Here is a 25,205-nt window from a genome sequence, read left to right as displayed (position 1 = left end):
CAACTACTTTACATAGCAAGTAGATGCCGTAGAGTCGAAGCATGAGCACGGACCTCGCACCCCTCCCTGGAATCGACGCCCCGGATGACCGGGCTGGGCGAGCGGCGCGTCTGCGGGAGTACTTCGCCGCGCTGGTGCGGCACGAGACCGACGTGTGGAACGCGGTCGAGAAGCGGATGCGGGGCGAGGGCGTGCTGAGCCTGGCCCGACTGGAGGTGTTGCGGATCGTCCAGGCAGCCCCATCGGGCGCCCGGGTGCAGGACGTCGCGACCGGCGTCGGGACGTCGATCGCTGCAGCCAGTCGCTTGCTCGACCGGCTCGCCGCCGATGGTTTCCTCGAACGTTCGACGGACCCGGACGATCGGCGCAGTGTCCGGAGCGTGCTCTCGCCCCAGGGGAGAGACGCCTTCGCCCTCGCGGACGAGCGGTTCGACCAAGCGCTGGACGCCGTGCTCTCGGATGCCGATGCCGCGGCGATCGCAGACGGCATCGCGGCACTCGAGCGCCTGCAGTCGACGTTGGAGGCAAGGCGATGACGGCGACCATGCGGGCCGTCGTGATCGACGCACCCGGTGGCCCCGACGTGTTGCACCTCCGTGAGCTGCCGGTCCCGATCCCAGGCCCGGGCCAGGTGCTGATCCGTGTGGAAGCGTTCGGGCTCAACCGGTCCGAGCTGCACTTCCGCCGCGGCATGGGCCATTCCGGGACCTTCCCACGGGTGCCCGGGATCGAAGCCGTCGGGACCGTGGAGGCAGCCCCAGGTGGAGAGTTCCCCGCCGGTACCCAAGTAGCCGGACTGATGGGCGGGATGGGTCGCGACTTCGACGGGGGCTACGCCGAGTACACCGTCGTTCCGGCCAGCAGCGTCGTGCCGTTCCGGAGCAGCCTCGACTGGTCCGTGCTCGGCGCCGTCCCCGAGATGCTGCAGACCGCACACGGTTCGCTCACAGTGGGCGTCGGTGCCCGCCGGGGCGACACGATCCTGATCCGCGGTGGCACGTCGTCGATCGGCCTGGCGTGCATCGTGCTGGCGAAGCAGCAGGGCATGACCGTCCTCGCCACCACTCGCAACCCTGACCGCACCGAGCGACTGCACACCACTGGTGCGGACCACGTCGTGGTGGACACGGGCAGGATCGCCGACACGGTCCGTCGAATCGTGCCGCACGGCGTCAACGGAGCGGTCGAGCTGATCGGCACCGACACGCTGCCCGACACACTCCGGGCGACAGCCGTCCACGGCACCGTGTCGTTCAGCGGGATGCTCTCCGACGTCTGGACCATCCCCGACTTCTACCCGATGGCGGTGATCCCCAACGGGGTGCGCCTCACCGCGTACTCCGGCGAAGCGAGCGACCTGCCGGCATCGGTACTGCAGGCGTTCCTCGACACCGTCGCAGCCGGCACCGTGCAGGTCCCGATCGCGAAGGTGTACGCGCTCGAGGAGATCGTTCAAGCCCACCGCGATATGGAGGACGGGACCCGGTCAGGCAAGCTCGTCGTCACCATCCGATGATGGGTACGGGTTCTCCGGAACCCCGCTCTCGGGGTGGAACCCGTTCGTCCTCGACAAGGGCGCCAGCCAGTGCAAGTCAGGAAGGTCGGATGTCTCCTCGCAGCTACAAGATCACCTTGGCCATCCTCGGCCTGGTCAGTCTCTTTCTCGTGCCGTTCTTGGTGCAGGGCGCCCTGCCGGCGATGTGCGGCACGGTCGCACTCGTCGTTGTCGTCGCCTGGCTGCTCTACGGCGTCGTCAGCTCGAAGCTGACCCGACGATCCGGGCCCAGCTAGGCAGGTCCCACGGCGCTGCCGTGTCCGGCAGCACCGTCCGGTCACCCCCAGGTCAAGGGCTGTTCACCCGCTGCCGCTACCTCTGCTTGTCGGACCGCCACCCGAGGGTCCCGATACCGGAGGACCCATGAACACCCGCACCGCACTGTCCTGCGTTGCCGTCGCTGCACTCGCCTCGCTGGTGTTCGCGGTGCCGGCGCACGCCGACGAGGCCAGCTCCTACAGCAGCAAGCAGCCGTACATCGCCCCCACCCAGTCGGACATCGACGCCTACTCGCCGGCACCGACGGGCTACGCACCCGTCGCCACGGAGTCGGTCGCCCGACATGGATCCCGGGGGCTCTCCGCGTACAAGTACGACGCGCTGCTGCACCGTCTCGCCGCGACCGCGCAGGCCGAGGACGGGTTCCTGACGCCCGAGATCGGGAAGGAGTTCTCCGCGAACCTCGATGCCATCACCGCGGCGAACGTCGCGAACGGCTACGGCATGCTCACCGGTCAGGGCGCCGCCCAGCACCAGGGCATCGGAGCGCGAGCCGCGCAGCGCAACGAGCAGCTGTTCGCAGCTGCGGCGAAGACGCGCGGGCGAGTGGTCGCCGAGACCTCGGGTGAGTCTCGCGCCGCGGAGTCGGGCGAGAACTTCTTGCGGGGCTTCGGGGCCGCGGGCGTCGAGCTCGAACCGCGACCTGATCTGCTCTACTTCCACGACGTCGAGAACCCGGACGGCACCGACAAGGCCGAGGGGTCGCCCGAGCGCGAGCGCGCCCAGGCGTACGAGGACTACGTCGCCGCACAGACCGGTGACGGCGGCACGATCGCGGCGGCCTTGCAGTACATCGAGGCGAAGCCGCGATCGGTCGAAGCGGCGCAGGACCTGCTCTCCGGCATCTTCACGCCCGGGTTCATCGCCGCGATCGGCACGGACAAGGCGCACACCTGGTACAACACCGCCGATGGTTCCAAGGGCGGCGCGGTGGCGTGCGCGCCCGGCGCCGACACGAAGGCCGATCCCGATGCCTGCGGCGATCCGAAGAAGTCGATCAAGAGCACCGTCGATGCGGCGATGTCGCTCTACAACCTGTACATCATCGCGGCCGACATGCAACAGGAGAACGTCGCTCCGCACGTGTTCGACTTCGCCCAGTACTTCGCTGGCCGGCCGGCCGATGCCGAGTGGTTCGCGTACCTGCTCGACGCCGAGGACTTCTACGAGAAGGGCCCGAGCCTCGCCGGGCACGACGAGACCTACTCGATCGCCGAGCCCCTGCTCGACGACTTCTTCGCCACGATCGACGCCCGCATCGCCGGCGGCGACGTGGTCGCGACCTTCCGCTTCGCGCACGCCGAGACGATCATCCCGTTCGCTGCGCTGCTGCGTCTGCCGGGTTCCACCGTCGCCGCGCCCGACAACGCTGCTCCGGCATCCGACGCCGACGTCTACGGGTACGCCACCAACCCGTGGCGAGGCTCCCAGGTGACGCCGATGGCGGCGAACGTGCAGTGGGACGTCGTGTCACGAGCGGGCATCGACCCCGCTACCGGAGCGGCCTACACGCCGCTCGTGCGCATGCTCTACAACGAGCGGGAGATCGCGTTCGCCTCCGGATGCCGTGCGGTCGCCGCAGGGTCGAACTGGGTGAAGGAGACCGAGCTCAAGCACTGCCTGACCGGCACCGCGATGACCGAGAGCCCCCTGATCGCTGCAGCCACGCCAGGACCAACCGCGACGCCCACTGCGGAGCCCGCGCCGACCCCGACCGTGACACCGGCGACCCAGGGTGCCGGCACACCGACGGCCCCGGCGACGGCGACGGGAACGCTGGCCGCGACCGGAGCGGAGTCGCCTGTCGGACCGGCGTTGCTCGCGACGCTGCTCCTCCTGGCCGGTGCCGGGACCCTGGTGCTGCGTCGCCGACGCCGTCACACCGAGTGACTCCGACGCGGAGTCGCGGCTTCTCGACATGACCAGCCGGCACCGGCGCCCCGCGCCAACGGGGTGACGGACGGACTGGAGGCACGGCGCCAGCTGGCACCGGGCCTCCAGTCCGTCATCGGCCCGAGTCCACGGCCGCGTACGACGCGACCACGCCGCTCACCGAGGCGGCGGAAGCCGCGAAACGAGCCGACCCGCGGCTGCCCCTTCCTCAGGAGCCCTCCGGGTCGTATGGTTTACAGCGTTGTAAACGGGCCGCCGCAGGGACGGCCCGCAGGTCACGGCCGTTGCACGGCCCGATGGACGACGACGTCCACGAGGAGCACCCACTTGCGCCCCATCTCCTTCCGATCCCGAGGGCTGCGTCGTGCGCTGTCGTCGGGCATCGTCGCTGCGACCGCCCTCGGCATGCTCGGGATCGCCGCGATCCCGGCCGCCGCGGACCCCGCAGCCGACCGCACCGTCGTCTCGGGCCAGGCCCGGTTCGAGGTGCTCTCCCCCACCCTGATCCGCACCGAGTACGCGGGTGACTCGCAGTTCACCGACGGCAGCACCTTCAACGTCATCGGCCGCGACGACTTCGCACCCACGACGTTCACGAAGACCGAGCGGGACGGCTGGCTGACCCTCGACACGGGCGCGATGACCGTCCGGTACAAGGAGGGCTCGGGGGCCTTCACGCAGGACACCCTGCGGACCACCGTGACCACGGCGTCCGGGCAGCGGGTCACCGGCACGCCGTGGGTGTCGACGCCGACCCCCTCGTGCACGATCGGGTCGCTCTGCGAGGCCGAGGCGCTCGGACTCACCGGCCTGTCCCTCGCGACGGACCACGCGGGCTTCACCGGAGCCGGGTTCGCCGCGGGCTTCGAGTCCGTCGGCAACGCGATGACCTTCACGACCACGGCGGCACGTGCCGGCTCGTACGACCTCGCCCTGCGCTACGCGAACTCGCAGGGCGGCGACGGCCAGGTCGCCACCCGCACCCTCAGCGTGAGGGTCGACGGCGGTGCCGCGAAGACGATCCGGCTCGCAGCCGGCGCGAACTGGGACGACTGGAAGACCACCGCTGCCACGACGCTCGACCTGACGGCGGGCGAACACCGCGTGCGCATCGAACGCACCGCGGACGACTCCGGCCGGGTGAACGTCGACAGCCTGGCCGTGGTCGGCACCGGCGCCGCCTACCCGGCACCGTCGACCCCGGTCACCGGCGAGGACTGCGCGTTCGGCACCGTGTGCCAGGCCGAGGACTCGGCACGCACCGCTCCGGCGACGACCGCCACGAACCACAACGGCTTCGCCGGGGACGGCTTCGTCGCCGGGTTCGAGCGTGCCGGGGCGCAGCTGACGACCCACGTCACCGGGGTGCCGGCCGCGGGCGACTACGCCCTGCAGGTCCGCTACGCCAACGGCTCCGCCGGGACGCCGACGCTCACCGCGGCCCCGACCGGTCAGCAGTCGACCACTGCACCGCTCCCGAAGACGAGCGGCTGGGACTACTGGAACACCGCCACCGTGCCGGTGCACCTGGCCGCCGGCGCGAACGACGTCGTGATCGGGTGCCCGACCGTGGCGAACAACTGCAACGTGAACTTCGACACCGTCGCCGTGGTCGACACCGCGTCGCCGGTCCTCGCCGCACATGCACCGCTCGGCGGGTACCGACGCGACCTCGACACCGCCGACGGATCGGTGAAGACGAACCCGGGCCTGCTCTACCAGGACGGCTGGTCACTCCTCGACGACAGCGCCTCGGCGCTGTACGACCAGGCGAGCGACACCGTCACCCCCGCCGGCGACCACGGCGGCGAGCGCTACCAGGACGGCTACGTCTTCGGGTACGGCAGCGACTACCGTCACGCCCTGCAGGAGCTCGCCGTCCTGACCGGTCCGACGAAGCTGCTCCCCCGCTGGGCGTACGGCGTCTGGTACTCCGAGTACTACGACCGCTCGCAGGCCGACTACCTGGCGATCGCGAAGCAGTTCGACGACGAGGACGTCCCCGTCGACGTCATGGCGATCGACACCGACTACAAGATCGGCAGCCCCACCAACCAGGGCGACAGCAAGTGGAACGGCTGGTCGGTCGACCCGTCCCGGATCCCGGACATGACCGGCCTGCTCGCCGACTGGCACGCCGAGGGCATCCACAACACCCTCAACATCCACCCGTCGATCTCGAGCCAGGACCCGCAGTTCGCGAAGGCCCAGGCCACCGCGAAGGGCAAGCTCACCAAGGGCGACGGCGACCGGTACCTGTTCGACTGGTCCGACCCCGACCAGCTCAAGGCCTACTTCGACCTGCACACCTCGCTGCAGCCGAAGGGCGTCGACATGTGGTGGCTCGACTGGTGCTGCAGCGAGAACTCGAAGTACTCCGCGAACGGCGTCACCCCCGACGCGTTCATCAACCAGCAGTACGCGGAGTACACGAACCAGGCGCTCGGCGGCCGGGGGCTCGCGTTCTCGCGGGCGTACGGCTCGCTGACGGCCGGTGGCTACGGCAACCCGCAGGCGGTCCCGACCGGCCCGTGGGCGGACAAGCGCACGACCGTGCACTTCACCGGCGACACCACGTCGTCGTGGGACATGCTCCTCGCCGAGGTCGGCTACACCCCCGGTGAGTCCGCCGCGACCGGCCTGGCCTCGGTCAGCCACGACATCGGTGGCCACAACGGTGCGCAGTACGGCATCGAGGGCGCCGAGGAGGGCACGACCCAGCTGCCCGAGGACCTCTACGCCCGCTGGGTGCAGCTCGGCACCTTCCAGCCGATCGACCGCCTGCACAGCAACCACAGCGACCGTCTGCCGTGGCAGTACCCGGCCGCTGCCGAGGCGTCGGCGAAGCGGTTCCTGAACCTCCGCGAGGCCCTGGTCCCCCTGACCTACACGCTCGCCGCCCAGGCCACCGAGACGGGCACCCCGATCCTGCAGCCGCTCTACCTGCAGTACCCCGAGGCGCAGGAGTCCTACGCCCAGGCCGGCTCCGAGTACCTGTACGGCCCGGACGTGCTCGTCGCCCCGGTCACCACCGCGAACGACGACTCCGGCAAGGCGACCCGCTCCGTCTGGTTCCCGGCCGGCAGCTCGTGGACCGACTGGTTCACCGGTGAGACGCACGCCGGAGGCACCACCGCCGACGTGACGACCGACCTGAACAGCATGCCGGTGTTCGTGAAGAGCGGCGGTATCGTCCCCACCCGCTCGGAGCAGGTGCAGAACGACGCCGCCCCGCTCGACGCCGTCACCCTGACGGTGGCGACCGGCGCGAACGGCTCGTTCGACCTGCACGAAGACGCCGGCGAGGACAGCGCCGCTGACGGCGCCGCGAAGTCGAGCGCGATGACCACGGCCACAGCGTCCGCGAAGGCCGCGGCGGGCAGCGCCTCCACCGCCGTCCGCTACACGCAGCAGGCGACCGGCGGCTCGCTCGCCATCGCCCCCGCCGACGGCTCCTTCGCCGGCCAGGTGCAGGACCGCTCGTGGACGGCGACGTTCACGAACGCGGACCGCCCTCGCACCGTCACCATCGACGGTCGGGTGATCGCGGGCACCGGCTGGACCTACGACGCCACCACGCGCACCATCAGCGTGCCGGTCGACGAACGGTCCGTGACGGAGCGAACGGTCGTCGCCTTCAGCAGCAAGGCGGCGGCGACGCCGGTCCTGCGGGTCGAGTCGCCTCGGGCGGACGCGGGCGACACGCAGACCGTGACCGGCGCCGGCTTCCCGGCCGACACCGACGTGGCGCTGGCGACCGCGCCACGCATCGGTGGTGCCACCGCGCACACCGACGTGAGTGGTGCGTTCTCGACCGACCTGCGGGTGCCGAACACGGCGTCCGGTCGGGTGACCGTCACCGCATCGGTCGACGGTGTGGCCCTGGCTCGGGCCGCCTTCACCGTGGTGGCTGCGGCTGCTCCGGTGCCGACCACGTCGCCGGGTGCAGGCACGCCGGGCAGCGGCGCTCCGACGCCGGGTGACAGCGGATCCGGTGCACCGGGCGCGGCAGCGCCGGGCAACGGCGGCGCGGATGCGGGCAGCGACCCGGGCGACGCACTGGCCTGGACGGGCGCGAACCTGCTCCCCCTCGGGCTGTTGGCGGCGGCACTGCTCGCGGCCGGTGGACTCGTGTGGACGCTGCGGAGCCGGCGACGCCGGGCGCGTGTCTGAGCCCGCCTGAGCGGTCACCCGTCACGAGCGGATGACGGACGGACGGGAGGTGGGCCCCACCAGCCGGTACCGGCGCACCGCGCCAGCGGGGTGACGGCCGAGCCTGGAGGCCCGGTGCCAGCTGGCACCGGGCCTCCAGTCCATCCTTGGTCGCGCTGCAGGTCCCGATCACGCGTCCGCAGGACGGGCGCGACTACGACACGCTCCTAGGCAAAACCTCCGACGTCTGACATGTTAACGGCTGGTGACGCGCACCGTCCGAGGCGTGAGGAGAAGACGTGACGAAACAACAGATCACGGCGATCGCGGGCCTGCTGCTGCTGGCCATGCTGTTGACGGTCTTGATCGGGGTGTTCGACGCTCGCCGACGTGTCATCGCCTCGGAAGGCAATGACCTCCGCACGGGCCAGAGCGCGTGGGTGACCGCGACGCTCGACGATCTCGAGCGTGCGCGGAGCGCGTTCGAACCGGGGACGAAGGTGTTCGTGGGTCTGGACGGAGACGTCCGCGCCGTCGTGGTCCTGTCCGGACAGTGGACAGACGTTCCGCTGCACGACGGGCACGCTCTGACCGGGCGTCCCGGTGAGGCCCTCGTCGGCGCTGCCGTCGACGTCCGCGGCGAGGACATCACCGTCGATGGCACGACGTACGAGGTGGTGGGGCGTCTCGGCGTCCGGGCCGACAGCCTGCTGTCCGATGACGTGATCATCGCCGATTCGTCGCGGTTCTCCGCGTCACCACAGCGACTACTCCTGGACGGCCCGAACAGCGTCCGCCACTACAGCACACGATTCCCCGGACGAAGCGTCGAGATCATCGACGACGGCACGAACCGCAGAACGAACGTCGACGCGGTGTCTCCGGTCCTGGTCACGCTCGGCGTGCTCGTCGTCGCACTCATCGCCCTGATCGCTGGCTTGCAAGCTGGACGATGGGAACTCCGCGCTGCCGCCGTCCGGTTCGCCACGGGGATCCGACCGCTGACCACCCTGCGCAGCGCGGCCGCCAGGGTCGGCGTGATCAGCAGCGCTGCCTGCACGATCGCCCTCGCAGGCGCGGCAGTCGTCAAGCAGACCACCATCCTCGACCTCGACGTCACCGCCGCAGTCGTCGCGGTCGGAACCGTCGTGCTTGCCGTGTCCGTCGCTTCGTTCTTGCAGGGAACCCGACGATGGAACTGCTGAACGACCTCCGGTCCAACTGGACGATCATCGTCGCCAAGATCGTCCTGCTCGTGCTGCTCACACTCTGCTGGTACAACGTGGCGTCGTTCACCCAGTCCACATCGCAGGCCGTGGCCCAAGGACTGTCCGCTGATGCCGATGTCGACCTCTACACGGTGGTCGACGATCTCGGCCCGGATGCTTTCGAAGCGATCCGGCGAGACCAGCACGCACTCGACGACGTCGCCTCGTTCGTCGACCGCATCGACGACGAGCCCGGGTTCGACTTCATCTCCTCGTACGACCAGCCCGTCACGGTCCAGGGCTTCCGCGGCGACGACCGCTTCGACGTCGGTTACGGCACCGAGTACACGCTCAACGGGAAGTACCAGGACGAGTCCGGCCGCAGCGTTCAGGACATCAAGTCCATCCAGCTCAACGAGAACGCGTACGAGTTCGCGGGGCTCTCCGTGCAGGACGGCGTGCCGATCGATTGGGACGCTGTCGACTGGGGATCCGGCCGGATCCCGGTGCTGCTCGGCAACGAGTACCGCGGCGTGTACGAGCTCGGAGAGCGACTCACCGGAGCGGTCATCCTGCAGGAGCAGGAGCTCGAAGTCGTCGGTTTCCTCGAACCGAACAGCGCCGTGTACTTCCGCGGTGAAGCCACCCACTACCTCGATGACACCGTCATCGTGCCCTACCCGCCGACACTCGCCGGACTCGACCGAGCAGCACTCGACCGGTTGGATCCCGAGCTGTTCGGGCGCCTGGTGTTCCAGGTGCTCAACGCCGACCTCGCCGTCGATCCCAGCCTCGATTTCGCAGGCGTCGTCGCGCGTCTTGACGCAATCGGAGACGACACCGGCTTCCGGTCGTACACGTTGCTCGGAGTACCGACCTACCTCGTGCAGCTCTCCCTCGTTCGCCAGCTCATCCAGGACAACCTGGTGCTCGTCACCGCGCTGCTCGTCGTCCTCAGCGCGGGCGTGAGCATCATCACGGCGTTCCTCCACCGGCTCCTGCATCACCGTCGTGCGCCAGTGGCGCGGGTGCACCATCTCCTCGGGAGGAGCCCGGACGCGACGAACCGACTGTTCCGCGCAAGCCGCCTGACCGAGTACACCGCCGCGCTCGGGCTGTTCCTCGCGTCCAGCGCGCTGCTCCCCAACGACAGTGCGATGGCACGACTCGGAGCCGGCACCGCCCTGCTCCTCTGGTGTGTGGCAGACGGCGCACTCGGTCGACGAGCCGTCCGCATCGAACTGACCACCCAACGCCGAAGAGGTACCCCACGATGATCGTGCTGCGCGACGTCTCCAAGACCATCACCGAGCCCGACGGAACGACCCGAGCACTGTTCGACCGACTCGACTTCGACCTTCGCGAAGACGATCGCTCCGTAGCGATCACCGGGCGCAGCGGATCCGGCAAGAGCACGCTGCTCCGGATCCTCGCCGGCCTCGACACCGACTTCGGCGGGACCTACGAGCACGACGGGCACGTGCTCGAGCGCACCGCACGCAGGATGGCGGCGCACCGACTCCGACACATCGGCATCGTCACCCAAGACCACAGCCTCCTCGGCGACCGCAGCGTGCTCGACAACGTCCGGCTCGGCGTTCCTGCTCGCGCTGACTCCGCTGAACGAGCGCGTGAGGCTCTCGAGGCGGTCGGCATCGGTCACCTCGCTGGCAAGCGCCCACCACGACTTTCGGGGGGAGAAGCGCAGCGCGTCGCGATCGCTCGAGCCATCGCGAAGCGCCCTACCGTCGTCCTCGCCGATGAGCCCACCGGCGCACTGGACGAGACGACCGAAGACGACGTGCTCGCCCTCTTCGACCGGCTGCAGCAAGCAGGAACCAAGTTCGTGATCGTCACCCACAGTGAGCGCGTTGCACAGCGGTGCGGACGGCAACTCCAGCTGCAGCACGAGCAACTCATCGCACGCGGCGCGTGACGGACGGGAGGTGGGTCCCACCAGCCGGTACCGGCGCACCGCGCCAGCGGTGTGACGGCCGAGCCTGGAGGGACGGTGCCAGTTGGCACCGGGCCTCCAGGCAAACGCCGCACGGTACGCCGCGTCTGTGACGCGGATCACACTGACCGACCAACTCGTGGCGTCCCAGTCGGGCGCGACCATCGCGCCGCTGGGTGCATGGAAAAAGTGCACGACGAACGTGTCGTGCTCGCCTTCCGTGCCGTAGTGCCGCTCGTCCACTTCTTCGATCTGCACGAACTCATCTTGTCAGCGTCAGCCGGGGCGTTCGAGGCCGCGGACCAGCCGAAGCGTGCACCTTCGCCGGTACCATCTCGCCATGGCTGAAGCAGGTCTGCTCGCGGCGAGCATCGCGGTCCTGGTGGGTACGGTCGCGATCCTCGTGAATCGTGTGCGGAACCCGGCCTGGGTGCGTGACGCGCAGCTCGGGTTGAACGCCAGCCCCGTGACCAGCCTGCTGCTGCTCCTGGTCGGTGCACTCCTGGTCGGCCTCGTTCTCGCCTTCGGGATCTTCTTTGTCGTCACCAGGCACGGCGTCATCGGGTGGGCAATGGTCTGTCTCGCTGCGACCGGCATCGCTCACCTCGGGGTGACCGTGTGGATCCGGCGACAGCCGCTCTCGTGATCAGGTGCGGAGCTCGCCGGTGGAGAAGAAACGATCGAGGTGCTCGTCAGTCCGGACACGCACCACAAGTACACCTCGGGGAGGGCATGCTGCTCCCGGCGACCTGGTCATCAACTGGGCGCTCGTCGTGGTCGGGATCGTCGCCGTGATCATCTCAGCCGGGTACGTGTTCAACGAGAACTTGCACGCCTACGGGCTGCAGTGTCTCTGAGGATCGCTACCGTGACGTCGTGGGCTCGAACTGGGGATGGGTGTTAGCTGCACGGTGGCGGGCGCTGCCGGCCGAGGTTTGGATCCTCGTCGTCGCTCGCACCGTGAACCACCTCGGGGCGTTCACCCTGCCGTTCCTGACCGTGGTCCTCGTCAACGACTTCCGCACACCGGTCGCAACTGCCGGCCTCATCGTTGCGCTGTTCGGGGCAGCGACCATCCCGTCAGCAGTCCCATCTATCGGCCATAACGAGGGTGGCGTCTCGGGCCCCTCTGCCATGATCATCAAGTGGTGAAATCGATCGAGGCACTGCGGATGCCTCGGCCAGGCGAACGTGCGATCGTCGATGCGCTTGCTGACGTGGCTCAAGGCGAGAGCACGAACGCTCTCCGTCAGCAGGCGGCGACGATGCTCGTTGCTGCGAATTGCGGGTGCGGATGTGGAAGCTTCAACGTGTCGTTGACTGAGCCGGTTCCGGCTGCCGCCGCTGAGGAAGTCCCTACTCTGGTCAGCAGCGAGCCTGCGATCGAGGTCTTGCCTGTGTTCAGTCCCAGCGGCAGGCTGGCGAGTGTCGAGGTCACCTACTTCCTCGACGAAGCGAGAGGCGTTCCGGCTCCAGGCTCGCTGATGCTGGGTCCGAGCGGCTGACGCAGAGCCCGCGGGACGGTGGGTTCAAGGCCGCTCAACGATCGGTCACCGGTCACAACGCGGAGCGGTCACGAGTGGGGCATGCTCGACTCATGACGTTCTCCTGGTGGATCTGGTCTGCCTTTGTGCTCGTCGGGCTCATCGGAGCGGGACTGCTCTTCCGTTCGGTTGTGGTTACGGTCCGCGAGTACGGGTTCGGACGAGGTCAAATGACCAGACGACCGGGGGCGCCCTGGTTCTGGACGGGACTCGCGACTCTGATCATCGCGGGGTTCCTCGTTATCGGCTGGGCCTTCATGCTCGACGGGTGACTCCGCAGGATGGCGAGTCTCGGCCGCGTCTCGACGACCGCGTTGCGTTCGGAGCTCCGGCGGAGCGCGCAGCAGTTCACCCGCGGCCGCTGGCCGATCCCTGACCGGTCGAGCTACGGGACCAGGTGCTGCATGATCGAGCCGTCCTCCCCGTTGAGTCGAACTTCCGCCAGGGCGCCGTTCACGAGTGGCATCTGCGGCGGCTGGTGCCCGGTGTCGAAATCGAGGAGTACCGGCACGTCGAGGTCGCCCAGCAACCGACGCACGGCTTCTTCCTGGGTCAGTTCGGGCACGGCCGCGCCGTCGGTGCGGCCGATCAGAACACCGTTCGCGTCGTCGAACCAGCCCGCGAGGCGCAGCGAGGTGAGCATCCGAAGGACGGTGATCGCGTTGGACTCGGCTGCTTCGAGGTAAACGATCGTGCCCTCCGGGGCGTACTTCCGCGCGAATCCAGGTACGTCGCCATAGGGCGTTCCGGCGAGCAGCGACACGGTTTCGAGGCATCCGCCGATCAGACGGCCGCGCATCGTCACGTCGTTCGCGCCGTCGAGGGACCGCCACCTCGTGGGGGATTCGTACGCGTGTTCGCGATCCAACGGCTCATCAGCCCACGCTCCCCACGGGCGGCTGCGCCGGCGAGGTGCGCTGTACTGCTCGAAGGTGCTCCCTGGCGGAAGCGCCACGACGTCGGTCCATCGCTCGAACTCGCTGGGTAGCTCGTACGGCTCATCCATGAGGTTGGCGCCGTGAAGTGTCGCGAGCCCGGTCCGCGTGGTCAGCGGCAGCAGCAGTGTGGAGATGTCCGACCAGCCCACGAACCACGGGCGAGCTTCGGCGAGGGCGTCCCAGTCGATCTTCTCGACCAATTCGATAGCAAGCTCCCCGCCCCACGGTGGAAGTACCGCGTCGGCTGCCTCGAACGCAGCGTGCAGATCCTCGGCGCGGGCAGCGGCAGACGCCGGCGTGAGACCAGCCGTGGACGTGTGCGGGCGCACATGAGTCTCGAACCCGAGTGTCGTGAGCGCTTCGACCGAAGTCTGCAATCGCTCGAGGAGATGCACGGGAACCCCCATCGACGGTGCAGGAACCTCGATCCGCCCGCCTGGTTGGAGCGGCGTTGGGTAGGTGATGCTCGCCATGATTCGACCGTAGCGGCATCCGAAGCATGTCCCGCAAGCCGGTCCTCCCACGGACCTCGGTGTCCAACTCGGACTCGGGCTCGAACCGGACGATCCGCGAGAAGACTCATGTCGCACATAGGTGGTCCGCTGAACGTCGCAATGAGGCAGCCCTGTGCGGACGACCCCACGACAGGCACACGAACGAAGAAGCCCACCGAGATCCTCGGTGGGCTTCTGTCGCCGTGCCAGACACGTTTCGGTGGGCTGTCTTAAGAACCCGTCGATGCCTGGAGTGGTGCGGAGGACGACGGGTGGCCTGGTCGCCCTATCCTCTGGCGACGCCGGGGCTATCCTCTGGCGAGGGACGGTGCGCTGCCGAAACGTGCGCTGACCAGCAATTTTCCGACTTCCGATTCAGTCGCGCCGGTTCGCGAAGGGGCGCTTTCCACCGCCGATACCTCGGACAAAGCCTTCGATGAGAGCGTGCTCCTCGGCCACCACGCCCTCATCGGACGGATCGGCGGACACTCGCCAACACACGCGTAGCTCGTCGCCGTCGGCGAGTTGGAACACCGACACACCGCCGGCGTGGTTGTCAGCTCTTCCGGCGCCGGTGCGGCGGAACTGCTTAAGCCTCCGGTGGAGGCCATCGCCTCGCATCCCGGACCGAGCGAGCCCGACGTAGAGCACCTGGCAGTCGTCGACCCACGCCTCAGCGAGCCGTTCAACGGGTTCAGTGAAGTCGCGATGCCTCCCAGCTGAGTTGGTACTGGCGAAGCCTGGGCTTCGAGTGTGGTCGCGAATGACCATGTAGACACCAGGCGCAGAAGGGGGCCGATGAAGCCGGAGCTCGTCGAACCGACGGAAACCCTCGAACCCCGCGTCGACCAAGCCTTCGATCGTCCAGCTGGCGGGAAGCAGAGGCGCTACGTCGGAAGCTTGCATCACTGCTCGGCGATCCGCGCGACGCTGACTTCAACGTCGAGCGCTCGGAGTGCGTCGTACTGTTTGACGAGGTTCACCTTCGTGAAGGTGAAGAGGTTGTCGACCATTACCGGCTTCGACGAGCCGATCGCTAGGACGACGCGCGAGACCGTTGCGTGAGTGATGCCGCCGTCAGACTCCTCGACGATGCGCTTCATCCAAGCCGCTCGCGCAGACTCATCGCCTGCGAGTGCGTCGGTGGATACAAGTCCCTGTGCGAGCAAGTGGCTCAAGTCAGCCGAGCTTCGTCGTCGTTTGACGTGGACGAGGGTGCCCTCCGGCACAAAGATGTCACACGGTTCGATCCCTCCCCTATGAAGCGGCGTCTGGATCAGCTTCCGATCAAGGCTCAAGCCGCCTACCTCCGCGGCCGCCCGCAGGTTGTATTCGCGCTCGTCCTCGTCAGCCGGCCAGGCCGGGAGTTTCACGGGTGCGTCGCGGGCGAGTATTTCCTCGACCCTCTCGTCGATGCGCGCAAGATACCGGTCATCCATCCGGAACCACTTCCCGTCGTGAAGGCAGAAACGCTTCTCGTCCTCTCGGACCTCAAACGCCAGCCACCTCCATAGCGGCACGTCGTTTGAGACACGCGTCTCTGGCTCGAGGTCCGGACTGCTGTACAACACGACGCGGATCGTGTCGAGACGGGTCCTCAGTTCACTGCGAGGAATCTCTCGCAACCACTGCAAGACCTCATCGAGCTCGGGCACATCACCAGAAACCCGAGCAGTTCGATCGCCGAATCCGAGCACCTTAGAACCGGCGACCGGTCCGTAGAGATCGAGCCGCTCGTGCGGCCAGGACAAGCCGAGTCTTTTCGGGTCGTCGGAGAGAATCTCGTCCAGCAGCTTGTCTTCCAAGCCGGCGGCTCGTTGGTCGCGCGGCTTCAGCGCGATGAGCTGTTCAACGCTCTCGAGTCCGGGGCGAACATCCTTGGTCGTGAGGCCGACCAGGACGTCTAGATCCGCGAGAAGTCTGTCTGCCCTCTTCGCCAACGGGAGGTTGAGGGACTCAGCTGCTCGGATCGAGATGATCCCTTCACCGACGCTGAGCCCTGGAATCTGGGCCTTCGCCTCAATCCGGCTCACGACTTCACCGTACCCATCGACACCCAAGTCGCGAACCGTACTCCCGTTCGGCAACGAGCTCCGGTCAACGCGAGCGCGATGATCTAGCACGGTCTTCGTGACCGACTTCACGGAGTCCGCGATGGCCGAACGGGCAACGATTCCGGGTCCGAATGCGTAATCGACGCGCTCAGCATCGACGTAGTGGAACCCTGTTCCCCACGTCAACACCCAAACCGACCCATGGTTGTCGGGGATGGCGAGCGCCGCTCCAGGCGAACTCGACGCCGCGTCTACAGGCTGACCAATCAGGAGCGCGACGTCGCTCGTCCACTTTGCGGAGGACGACGACGACCCCAACACAAGGCGCGCCTCACGTCCGCCAAGATCGACATCGTCGATTCTGAAGCGATCGGGGTCCTCGATCTTCTCCGGGATGAAGACTGTGTCAACGGTTGTTCCGTCGATCATTCGATACAACGTCGTTCGTTTTGTCTGAACCGTCTCGATGTCTGCCATGCAGCCCACCCTCCCCCACGTTAGGCAAAGGTCCCCGTCCTGGCGGGACCCCTGAGACGGTATACAGCATTTCCGCCCCGAGTGGAAGTGGACGAATCGAACCATTGTGATTCAGTGCTCTGAACACGGGGCCGCCCGTCGTCGACATCCGTCCGTCCGACCCAGTTCGTTACTGCTTCCTCGAAGTCCTTCGCGACCTGCGGCACAACAGGCCGCTCCGACGAGCGGACGCGTTCAAAATGCCACACCCATCGAACACGAACTACCCTTCACTACGAACACCCATACCCGCCTGAAACGGGTAACCAGGCCATAGGGCTCGTCAAGGACGTCAACCGAGCCTGCAGTAGTCCCAAGTGTCTGAAGACGAGCGTTCGGTGCACTACGCCACAGCGGAATCTGAACGCTAGTCCTCGTAGAACTCGGATGTCGATCGAACGATCCGACGCGTGAGGAGCGAGTCTCGCGCCCCTCGCAGTGAGTCCATGACGTCTTGCGTGAGTTCCGGGACCAGATCCTCAATCGCACCATCCGTCGCTTCGATCAGCGCTGCGCCGTCGCGGGATTCTCGGTAGGTGGCATCGAGCCGAGGCAGGTGCTCGTGCATCTCTGGGGACGTTGGGATTAGCAGCGCAGAGACCTCGCTGGGGACGAGCTCGAGTACGCCGCCGCCGAAGCTCCTGCCCTCGATCTCGGCCGACAACAGGGTTAGCGAGTTGTGGAACGAAGCCGTTACGTCGTTCGCGGTGACGCCGCTACTAGCGAGCACCTGCCCTTTGTAAATGGTGTCGGTCGTGATTGCCTTTGCGTGGTTCGCGATCACGCGGGGAAACTCGTTCGACCTCTTGGACAACAGCAAGTCCCCCGCCGACACGATCGGCACGCGGTACCACGGGGTGCGAATCCTTGTCTTGTACCTGGTGTGAATGTCGAGCAATTCACCCCTGTGGATGTATTCAAGCGCCTTGCGGACCTTGGTCGGGTCGGGGCGGTTCGCCGCGAAGCTCAGGATCCAGGAAGGCTGATCCTCATCAGCAAGCAGTCCGTGATCTTCGCCGGTGAAAAAGAGGCCCCGCGCCTGACGTGATCTGCCGAGCAGTGGCAGCGCCCACGGCTCCAGCTCGTGCGCTCGGACCTCGCTCGTTGATAAGCAGAAGTACGCGTTGGCGCCGGTCACGGTCGACACACTGAAACGTGCGACTCGGCCGAGCGTGTCCACGGACTTGAGTGCCTGTGCGAAGCGGTACGCCTCTACCTCCGCCGGCGACAGAAGGTATGCCGTCCATGTCTTGGCATCGCGATCTACGACATGCGTCCAAGTGTGACTTCCACCGTTATGGTCGGCGAATTCGACAGTGGACGTTTGGTTTGCGGACGTGCGACGGCCAGACAACACCAACACTTCTTGTAGTACAGCAGGGAAGGAGCCCGGCTTGAATAGATCAATCGACAGGTCGGTCGTGTTGTCGAGCAGCCAACCACGAACACGACTCGCTGACACTCCTGTCAAGAATTCCGTTGGGAGAATGACCGAGAACACGCCACCGTCAGCAAGGGAGTTGAGCGCGAGGAGGAACACTGGAATCCACAGATTAGACACTGATGAGCCGACAACCCCAAGCTCGGAACTGAGATCCTTCGCGCGTTGCTTGTCTTCGTCGTTGATGAACTGGAACCGCACATAGGGCGGATTCGCGAGCACAACGTCGTAGTCGCGCGTATTGCCCGCGGTGTACCACTCAAGAACGTTCGCGTTCAGCACCCGCCCGGGCAGCTCAGACCGATCCAGGAAGCGATCAATCTTGGTCGCCTCAGAATCGAGCAATTCGATCGCCTCGACGTGACCCACCCTCGAGCCGAGCGCGTGCGCCTGTAGCCCACGAAGGAACGCGCCATCCCCAGCGGTAGGCTCCAAGACCCGGAGCCCATCGCGACTCGCCAGGAGCGTCTGGACTCGATCGAGACAAAGCTTTACGAGGATCTCCGGTGAGTAGAACCCGCCTCGCAGCTTCTCTGGACTGACAGCTTCACGGGTACGCACGTCTCACATGATACCGCTGCTTCAGAAACTGAAGCAAACCGGCGTTCTGATGGAAGCCCTCCCGAGGTTGACGGTCGTGAGATCCTTCATAGATGGACGTTAGGTTCGTAGCGCAGCCCTTCGAAAACGAGAAGAACCTCGCTGACTTCATGGCGCATGTAAGCGATGGAGCCTTTTCCGAGGTCCAGATTGCGGTCGCGTGGGCGAAGCGCTCGGGTCTCGGTCGCGCTCGCGAGTATCTCGAGGCATTCCGCAGCGCTGGAGGCAGACTCTCGATGATCGTGGGCGTCAGTGAGGGAGGCGCAACCCGTGAGGGTCTGGAGCTTGCACTCGAGTTAGCGACCGAAGTGCACGTCTTTCATGACCCGCGGCGCACGTTCCATCCGAAGGTCTATGTCGCGACCGGCGACGATCGTCAGTCGCTGTTCGTGGGCTCAAGCAACCTTACGGCGGGCGGGCTCGGCTGGAACTACGAGGCCTCGATCTGGCTCGACTGGCAAGATGCTGTTCCTAGCGAGACCGTTGTCGAGGTGCAGACTTGGTTCGATCGGCTCCGTGCGGAAGCGGGCGCGTGCCTCCCCCTCACGAGTGACCTCATTGACAGGATGGTCGCCAGCCCCGACATTTTGATCAACTCCGAGCTCAGGGCCAAACGGGTCACGCGCAAAAGCGATGACGCACCGGAGGATACCGACAGCAGGGAGATTGGCGCAGCGGCCGGTCTGTTCGGCGCCGTCACCGCGCCCCTGAGGAAGCTGCCAGCGCTGAGTTCGAAGTCCGCGGTGACATCACGGACCAAGGTCGTCGACGTCCGTACGCTCAGCACAGCTGGGGCACCGATGACAGGAAGCGACGCCATCCCCTTCGGCGGCCAGACCGTAGTGCGGCGCTGGTATCGCGAGCTTGGCTACACGCAGGCTCAACAGAAGCGAACCCCGACGACTCAGGTCAAGGGTTCAATGACGCTCACCAAGGCTGGCAGCGAGGTCGACCACCTGACCTACTTCTACGACTCGTTCTTCGCAGGGCTGCCTTGGTCGCCGGTCCCCAACACCTCGGACCAGGTGGAGGTCGAGGTAGCCTTCCACGTTTGGATCGACGGGCATGACCTGGGGGTCCATGAGCTTCGCATCAGCCACGCACCTCACCGCGCTTCATCGCAGGGCAACGTACCGACGTGGCTGCACTGGAACACGCTCGGTGCGTACCTCCAGTCCACGAACTACGTCGGCTTCTATGCAACGCTCGAACGCCTCCAGAACGACGAGTTCCGACTGATGATTGACCACAGTCCGGCCGGCGAATACATCCGCTGAGCCGGGCTCGGCCGAGGCCGCCAAGGAGGCTCATCGGCGGCGTTGTCCGACCGCGCGCTCGATCACGGACGTTGTGGTCTCTTGGAGGCGCGGGACTGCTGAGGGTTCGGCGACTGCTGCTGGAACAGGAAAAGGAGATTTTGCGCCGCCGGTGACTTCCGCCGATGATGTCGGTCGCGGAAGCAATCATCACGACACCTCCGACATTCAGCCCGGAAAGTTCATAGGAGCTTGGTATAGCTGGCACCGAAACGATGGGTGGGTGGAACACGACAAAGCCCTCCCGGTTCAGGAGCGCTTCGTCGTGTTCGGTCTGGGTCGACTACAAGGTGTTGGTTCGGAGCGGGCACCGAGTGACCCGCCGGTTCGCGCCGGAGCTCTGGGGGTTCCCGCCGCGGTACTGCTTGACCTGGTACCGGCGCAGGTTGATCTGGTCGGGCCGCGCGACGTGGGTGGCGTCGAACGCAACGGCGAGGTCGCGGGGCGTTGCAGAAGCGTAGAAGCGCCCCTCAGCGTGGAGTGCAAGCGGCCGGGTTGCGGCGGCGGCCTTCGGGCGTCGCGCGGTCTGGTCGGCGCTGCGCCACTCGGCAAGCGTGTTCAGGGTCTTCTCGCTGATGTGCTGTGAGCGGACCGCTGCGTCGCGGTTCTGGTTCGGCTTGCTGAAGTCCGTGACGGCGGTCTTCGGCGTGCGGTTGCCGTCGGTGAGGGTCTTGACGTTGTCGTTGTTCATGGTTATTCCTTCGTGGGTTATCTGGTGTGGACGGCGGATATGACTAGCGGGTGATGGTGGTGGGCGACTCGGAATGCTCGGGAGCGGAGGGGGTGTGGGGCCAGCCGATGATGAGGCTCTCGTCTTCCGCGCCGGTCCTCAGGAAGCGCCTGTAGTCGGGTGCTTCGGCCCGGTTGCGCGGTCGGGCGCGCTTCGGCGCGTCGGGCTCGCGGAACGTCGCGAGGTCCTCCCACGAGGTGATTCCCCAGCGTCGGATCGCGAGTTCCAGCGGGCCATCGGTGAGCAGACCGGCCCGGAGCTGAGCGAGCATCTGGCGCTTCTCGGCTCGAGTACGCGCGTCGCGGGTGGCGTGCCAGTGCTGGTCGCGAAGGGCGTCCACGGTGATGCCACGCTGGTGGGCGACCTCGAGTTCGTCGGCTTGCAAGGCGAAGTTCGCGGCAGCCGTGCGCGCTTCGTAGACCTCGTACATCGGTTCGAGAAGCGCCACATGCTTGTCGAATGAGGCGAATCTCGGGACCGGAATCGGAACCGGGCGGTAGGAGCGGACGAATGCGAAGAGGTCTCGGACGAACGCGGTGTTCTGCGTTGCTGCGCGGTACTGCTTGCGGGCGTCGGGCTGCTCGTGGAGCTCGACCCACTTCGTGATGAGGTTCTGCGGAAAGCGGTCGGCGTACACGTCGAGGGGACGGAGCTCGCGGAGGGTGTGGCGGTGTGCCCGGCGATTGGTGCAGTCGGTAATGACGGCCATGGTCTTCCTCTTTCTAGTTCGTGGCTGATGCGTGGCGTGCCGTGATGGTGGGCGAGCAGGGCTGCTGTCCCGCACCGGCGATCTCTCGACATGGATCTACTGCGGTGCGCGGAGGGCGCTTGTGCTCGCCTATTCCGTTGGGCTTGGTGTCTCTATGCCGGGCGCTTTCGACCGGCTGGGAGTGAAGCTGTTGCGCCTGGCAGACGAGCACCGTCCCGCGTGCTGTCCGAGGACCGGGTCAGGGGTGTGGTCTCGTCGTGACGTTGCTGCGGGAGGTGCTCGCCTGCTGTGGCTGGCTTCGACGGCTCTATGCCGGCTCGTCCGGGCCAGCTGGGAGTTTCGCGTTTAGGCGTCTGCGGTGGCGTGTGCGTGAAAGGTGGTGAGGTCCTTCCAGGTGGTTCCCCACTGGTCCTCGACGGCCTGGTACTGCTCACGGGTGGCGACCCCGGCGCGCAGGAGCGAAAGCAGCCGCCGTCCCGCCTCGACCATGGTCGGGTCGTCGCCCCAGTGCTGTCGGCGGAGCGCAGCGACGTCTTTGAACCCGGCCTGCGCGGCGGCTGCGGCTTCGTCGCGGTCGTACTGGAGGAGGAAGTGCTGCTCGGCGCAGCGCTGGAAGTCCGGGTCGGTGCGGAGCTTGCGGATGGTGGCGATCTGGAACGCGAACACGTCCGGCTCGTCCAGGAACGGTTCGACGCGGTAGTGGGCCCGGAACTGCCGCTTGCCGCCCGGGCCGGCGAGGAGGTGGTCGTAGAGGTCGTCGATGCCGCGGCCGTTGAGGTCGAGCCAGTCGAGCACGATCTGCATCTCGTGGCGTCGCTCGGTGCGCTTGTGGTTCTGGTGGGAAGCCATGGGGTGGCCCTTTCGTACGGGGGTGGTCGGCACCGGTTCGTGGTGCGCTCCCCCTCTGTGCAGGCTGCCGACGGCGAGCTGTGATCGCAGATCTGGGATCTCTGATCCATAGCGCTCACCCGAGGCGCTGATCAGGGCTTCCTCCTGTTCCGCGGTCCAGTGACAGACGAGCCGCAGCCGATCCCCGCAACCGCAAGCGCGGCTGACGGCCTTTCGAGCCCGTCTTGGCGGTTGGCGGCGGCATAGAGGCAACTCCGTCATCTCAAGGAGTTCCTCTTGGACCACATCACTGCCACCCGTCTGGCCCGCTGCGACGCGTTCATTGCCGCTGCGGACGCTGAGCACGGTGGCCGCTACGACTATTCACTGCTGCCCGACGAGTTCGTCAACGTCAAGACACGGGTGCGGATCATCTGCCCGGAGCACGGGGTCTTCCGGATGGCGCCGCAGGACCACAAGGCGAAGACAGTGAAGGGCCGAGTGATTCCTGGGCAGGGCTGCCACGACTGCTCCACGCGGCGCGGACCGGCCGCGCGCCGCTTGCAACTCTTCCTCGACCGAGCGCTGAAGGTTCACGGGTCCCGGTATGACTACCGGAACGTCGACTTCGTTGACCAGCGGACCAGCATTCGCATCCGCTGCTTCGAGCACGGGGCCTTCAGCGTCATGCCGAAGAACCACCTCGCTGGTGAGCAGTGTGGGAGTTGCGGGGCCAGGGCGCGAGCAGAGTCCCTCCGCCAGGTCGACAACGCCGGCCAGTTTGGCGACCCCCGCCGCATCGCCCTCGACAAGAAGCGCGCCGCTACCGAGCGACGTAACGAGAAGAAGCGTCTGAAGCGCGAGGCAGCAGCGTCGTTGGACGCTGTCTGAGTTTTCCCGTTCCTGGCCTCGAGCGGCTCGATCCCCTGGCTCTCACGGTTGCTTCATCCCTACCGTCGAGATCGTCCACTCCAACTCCAACGCTGCTGCTGGCAGCGAAGCGGCTGCGCCTGCGGAGTGACGGATTGGGCGAGCGAGAAGGAGCCGCATGCCGAACGCCGAGAACGACCCGCGCCGCCGTGCGCGGCAACTCGCCGCCATCCACGGCATCGCACGGGTCCCGTTAGCGGACCTGCGCGACCACAGTCCCCCGAACCTGCAGGCCCTCTACGCAGAACTGCAGGACGGTCAGGCGCTGATCCCGGGCCTGAGGATGGGGCTCGGCGCCCTGACCGTGCAGCCGTGGGATCCGGCCTACGCGGCCGTCGGTTGGACCCTCTACGGAGCGGACCTCAGCCTCGACATGGGGCACCCGTTCGGGTCGATGTTCTACCGCAACGACGAGGACGGGCGTGTCCTGAGGGTCGGGGTGAAGTGGCATCCGCCGGTGCAGCAGCTCGAGTTCCCCGCGCTGCATCCGTCGAAGCCGGAACTGACCTCCGACTGCACGGACGAGGAAGTCGCCGCGGTCGTGCTGGATGCGCGGAGCCGGATCGGGACTCTTGTCGCGGTCAATGCGCAGATCGGTTCGTTCGTCGCCACCGAAGAGTCCGAGAACGCCATCCTCGACGCATCCGGCCTCGGGCTCGAGCGGCTCTCCGAAGACGATCCGAGGCTCGCCGGCCGCGATGCGCCTCGGCCGCCAAGGCAGGGCGGGGGCGGCGTTGATGAGTGATCGGCAGTGGGTGCAGGACATCCGGCATCAGCAGACGATCCTGTCGTTGCCGTTCGGGCTCGGATGGACGATCGACATCACGCAGACGTTGGTCGCGCTCGAGGCTGCGGGGATGCCCGCTCGTGTGGAGGCGTTCGACCGGCTCCGCTTCGATGACGGCCGGTCCGGGTTCCTGTCCACCCCGAACCCAACCGCGACGATCAACGACGACGGCACCCCGACCGAACGGACCGAGGACCTCATCGTCATCCCCGGCGGGTCGGAAGGCGGCGTGCTCTCGCTCGCCCGCCGGTACCCGGACCTGGTGTTCGTGAACGGGAAACGGCAACGCGTCTGGGCGAACGGTCGGCAGGTGCACGGGTCGTCGATGGAGCGGGACGCAACACATGGCTGGCGGACCGTGTTCGCGATCGCCCGCACCATCGCCCTGCACGGCGGCGGCACACGCGCTATCGCGGACCGCATCGGCATCCCACTCGACGACGTGCGCGCCGCAATGCCCGCTCTCGGGGCGAACGTTTTCCACACGCCGATCGGATGGGAAGCAGCCGACCGGGCCGCCCTATGCGACTGGGCGTTGGGGGCGTATCCCGGTGCCGGCGGAATCAGGACCTGCTGGCGCCGCGACAGAACCATCGACGAGCAGGCGGACCATCTCATTGCGCTGGGTGGGGTGATGTCGGACCGATGGGCCGCGCACCAGTCCGGCGTCACCGTCCCGCCGAACCGGCTGACGGCGTTCTTCGCCCAGCACCCCGACATGCAAGCGCTCGGCTACGAGCCCGCGTCAGTAGATGAGGCGACGGTGTCGATTGTCATCCCGCAGGACACCACGATCCTCACCAGCGCGGAGGGGTGCTGCACGGACGACTTCATCACCGCGCACGTCCTCTATGAAGACAGCTGGGTGACCGCGAACACGGACGCGATGAACGGGCTGCGGCAGCTGCTGCACTTCCGATCCGACCTCGCCCACGACCTCCGCTGGCACCCCAACAAGGGCAGCGGTGAGGGCGGGGTGAGCTGATGCTGCAGCTTCTGTCCCTGACGCTGGTGTACGACGACACCCGGTTCTTCGGCTCCGTCATGTTCACAGACCCGAAGGATCCGGATGACAAGCCGGCGACGGTCCTCATCGATCACGCTGACGAACCGCCCTGGTTCCAGCTCACCGACGTCGACCCGACGGCGCAGGACCCGACGGCGCAGGCGATGGTCGAAGCGGACCGCATCATGCGGTTCCTGCTCCGCTACACACCCGACCGCATCGGCCGCAGCCCCGCCGACTTCCCGCAGCTCTGACCCGCTCTGCCCGCACC

23 protein-coding genes are annotated in these 25,205 nt (G+C 67.0%); 16 read left to right on the top strand and 7 right to left on the bottom strand.

Going from position 1 to position 25,205, the window contains the following annotated elements:
• Positions 1–41: 41 nt before the first annotated feature.
• From FFG40_RS08975 to FFG40_RS08925, 11 genes are all read left to right on the top strand, one after another.
• The gene (locus FFG40_RS08975; RefSeq protein WP_042536897.1) at positions 42–536 is read left to right on the top strand and encodes a MarR family transcriptional regulator; all 495 of its coding nucleotides are present in this window, start codon (positions 42–44) and stop codon (positions 534–536) included.
• Positions 533–1,516, top strand: coding sequence for a zinc-binding alcohol dehydrogenase family protein (locus FFG40_RS08970; RefSeq protein WP_138802934.1), 984 nt, complete (start codon positions 533–535; stop codon positions 1,514–1,516). Before FFG40_RS08975 ends, FFG40_RS08970 begins: the two co-directional genes overlap by 4 nt.
• Positions 1,517–1,605: 89 nt before the next feature.
• Positions 1,606–1,791, top strand: coding sequence for a hypothetical protein (locus tag FFG40_RS08965; protein WP_138802933.1), 186 nt, complete (start codon positions 1,606–1,608; stop codon positions 1,789–1,791).
• A gap of 127 nt (positions 1,792–1,918) precedes the next feature.
• Positions 1,919–3,724 (top strand): histidine-type phosphatase, encoded by a 1,806-nt coding sequence (locus tag FFG40_RS08960; protein ID WP_138802932.1) that lies wholly within the window; start codon positions 1,919–1,921, stop codon positions 3,722–3,724.
• A 330-nt stretch (positions 3,725–4,054) separates the two neighbouring features.
• A complete protein-coding gene (locus tag FFG40_RS08955) occupies positions 4,055–7,900 on the top strand; it encodes a TIM-barrel domain-containing protein (protein ID WP_221935164.1) in 3,846 nt (1,281 codons plus the stop codon).
• Positions 7,901–8,178: 278 nt separating this feature from the next.
• The gene (locus FFG40_RS08950) at positions 8,179–9,084 is read left to right on the top strand and encodes a hypothetical protein (RefSeq protein WP_138802931.1); all 906 of its coding nucleotides are present in this window, start codon (positions 8,179–8,181) and stop codon (positions 9,082–9,084) included.
• On the top strand, positions 9,072–10,364 hold the full coding sequence (locus FFG40_RS08945; RefSeq protein WP_138802930.1) for a hypothetical protein: 1,293 nt from the start codon (positions 9,072–9,074) through the stop codon (positions 10,362–10,364). The genes FFG40_RS08950 and FFG40_RS08945 overlap by 13 nt, the downstream gene beginning before the upstream one ends.
• Complete coding sequence (locus FFG40_RS08940) at positions 10,361–11,023, top strand: ABC transporter ATP-binding protein (RefSeq protein WP_138802929.1); 663 nt, start codon at positions 10,361–10,363, stop codon at positions 11,021–11,023. The genes FFG40_RS08945 and FFG40_RS08940 overlap by 4 nt, the downstream gene beginning before the upstream one ends.
• Positions 11,024–11,381: 358 nt before the next feature.
• Positions 11,382–11,687: a hypothetical protein gene (locus tag FFG40_RS08935; RefSeq protein ID WP_138802928.1), complete on the top strand. Its 306-nt coding sequence runs from the start codon at positions 11,382–11,384 to the stop codon at positions 11,685–11,687.
• A gap of 230 nt (positions 11,688–11,917) precedes the next feature.
• Positions 11,918–12,193, top strand: a complete 276-nt coding sequence (locus FFG40_RS08930) for a hypothetical protein (protein WP_138802927.1) — start codon at positions 11,918–11,920, stop codon at positions 12,191–12,193.
• Entirely contained in the window at positions 12,190–12,546 is a 357-nt protein-coding gene (locus FFG40_RS08925; protein WP_138802926.1) for a hypothetical protein, read from the top strand. The genes FFG40_RS08930 and FFG40_RS08925 overlap by 4 nt, the downstream gene beginning before the upstream one ends.
• Positions 12,547–12,970: 424 nt before the next feature.
• Here FFG40_RS08925 and FFG40_RS08920 read toward each other — a convergent pair whose 3' ends face one another.
• The 4 genes from FFG40_RS08920 to FFG40_RS08905 form a co-directional block, all read right to left on the bottom strand.
• Entirely contained in the window at positions 12,971–13,996 is a 1,026-nt protein-coding gene (locus FFG40_RS08920) for a S66 peptidase family protein (RefSeq protein WP_138802925.1), read from the bottom strand.
• Positions 13,997–14,392: 396 nt separating this feature from the next.
• On the bottom strand, positions 14,393–14,869 hold the full coding sequence (locus tag FFG40_RS08915) for a hypothetical protein (protein WP_138802924.1): 477 nt from the start codon (positions 14,867–14,869) through the stop codon (positions 14,393–14,395).
• A 53-nt stretch (positions 14,870–14,922) separates the two neighbouring features.
• Positions 14,923–16,548, bottom strand: a complete 1,626-nt coding sequence (locus FFG40_RS08910) for a DUF6119 family protein (RefSeq protein WP_185974145.1) — start codon at positions 16,546–16,548, stop codon at positions 14,923–14,925.
• Positions 16,549–16,954: 406 nt separating this feature from the next.
• Entirely contained in the window at positions 16,955–18,589 is a 1,635-nt protein-coding gene (locus FFG40_RS08905; protein WP_138802922.1) for an Eco57I restriction-modification methylase domain-containing protein, read from the bottom strand.
• A gap of 92 nt (positions 18,590–18,681) precedes the next feature.
• On the opposite strand from FFG40_RS08905, the gene FFG40_RS08900 reads away from it, so the two are divergent.
• Positions 18,682–19,905, top strand: coding sequence for a phospholipase D-like domain-containing protein (locus FFG40_RS08900; RefSeq protein ID WP_138802921.1), 1,224 nt, complete (start codon positions 18,682–18,684; stop codon positions 19,903–19,905).
• A 322-nt stretch (positions 19,906–20,227) separates the two neighbouring features.
• Here FFG40_RS08900 and FFG40_RS08895 read toward each other — a convergent pair whose 3' ends face one another.
• From FFG40_RS08895 to FFG40_RS08885, 3 genes are all read right to left on the bottom strand, one after another.
• Positions 20,228–20,635 (bottom strand): hypothetical protein, encoded by a 408-nt coding sequence (locus FFG40_RS08895; RefSeq protein ID WP_138802920.1) that lies wholly within the window; start codon positions 20,633–20,635, stop codon positions 20,228–20,230.
• A gap of 43 nt (positions 20,636–20,678) precedes the next feature.
• Positions 20,679–21,383 (bottom strand): hypothetical protein, encoded by a 705-nt coding sequence (locus tag FFG40_RS08890; RefSeq protein ID WP_138802919.1) that lies wholly within the window; start codon positions 21,381–21,383, stop codon positions 20,679–20,681.
• A gap of 345 nt (positions 21,384–21,728) precedes the next feature.
• Positions 21,729–22,232, bottom strand: a complete 504-nt coding sequence (locus FFG40_RS08885) for a hypothetical protein (protein WP_138802918.1) — start codon at positions 22,230–22,232, stop codon at positions 21,729–21,731.
• A gap of 276 nt (positions 22,233–22,508) precedes the next feature.
• Between FFG40_RS08885 and FFG40_RS08880 the strand changes: the two genes are divergently transcribed.
• The 4 genes from FFG40_RS08880 to FFG40_RS08865 all read left to right on the top strand — a co-directional run bounded on the left by FFG40_RS08880 (position 22,509) and on the right by FFG40_RS08865 (position 25,188).
• Positions 22,509–23,102: a hypothetical protein gene (locus FFG40_RS08880; protein WP_138802917.1), complete on the top strand. Its 594-nt coding sequence runs from the start codon at positions 22,509–22,511 to the stop codon at positions 23,100–23,102.
• Positions 23,103–23,259: 157 nt separating this feature from the next.
• Positions 23,260–23,886, top strand: a complete 627-nt coding sequence (locus tag FFG40_RS08875) for a hypothetical protein (RefSeq protein WP_138802916.1) — start codon at positions 23,260–23,262, stop codon at positions 23,884–23,886.
• Complete coding sequence (locus tag FFG40_RS08870) at positions 23,840–24,913, top strand: hypothetical protein (protein ID WP_138802915.1); 1,074 nt, start codon at positions 23,840–23,842, stop codon at positions 24,911–24,913. The genes FFG40_RS08875 and FFG40_RS08870 overlap by 47 nt, the downstream gene beginning before the upstream one ends.
• Entirely contained in the window at positions 24,913–25,188 is a 276-nt protein-coding gene (locus tag FFG40_RS08865; protein ID WP_138802914.1) for a hypothetical protein, read from the top strand. Before FFG40_RS08870 ends, FFG40_RS08865 begins: the two co-directional genes overlap by 1 nt.
• The last annotated feature ends 17 nt before the right edge of the window (positions 25,189–25,205 follow it).

Origin of the sequence: Curtobacterium sp. KBS0715, assembly GCF_005938005.2 — a bacterium.
In the GTDB taxonomy this organism is placed as follows: domain Bacteria; phylum Actinomycetota; class Actinomycetes; order Actinomycetales; family Microbacteriaceae; genus Curtobacterium; species Curtobacterium flaccumfaciens.
Note: the sequence above shows the minus strand (reverse complement) of the source record. Positions and strands in the feature narration are given on the sequence as shown.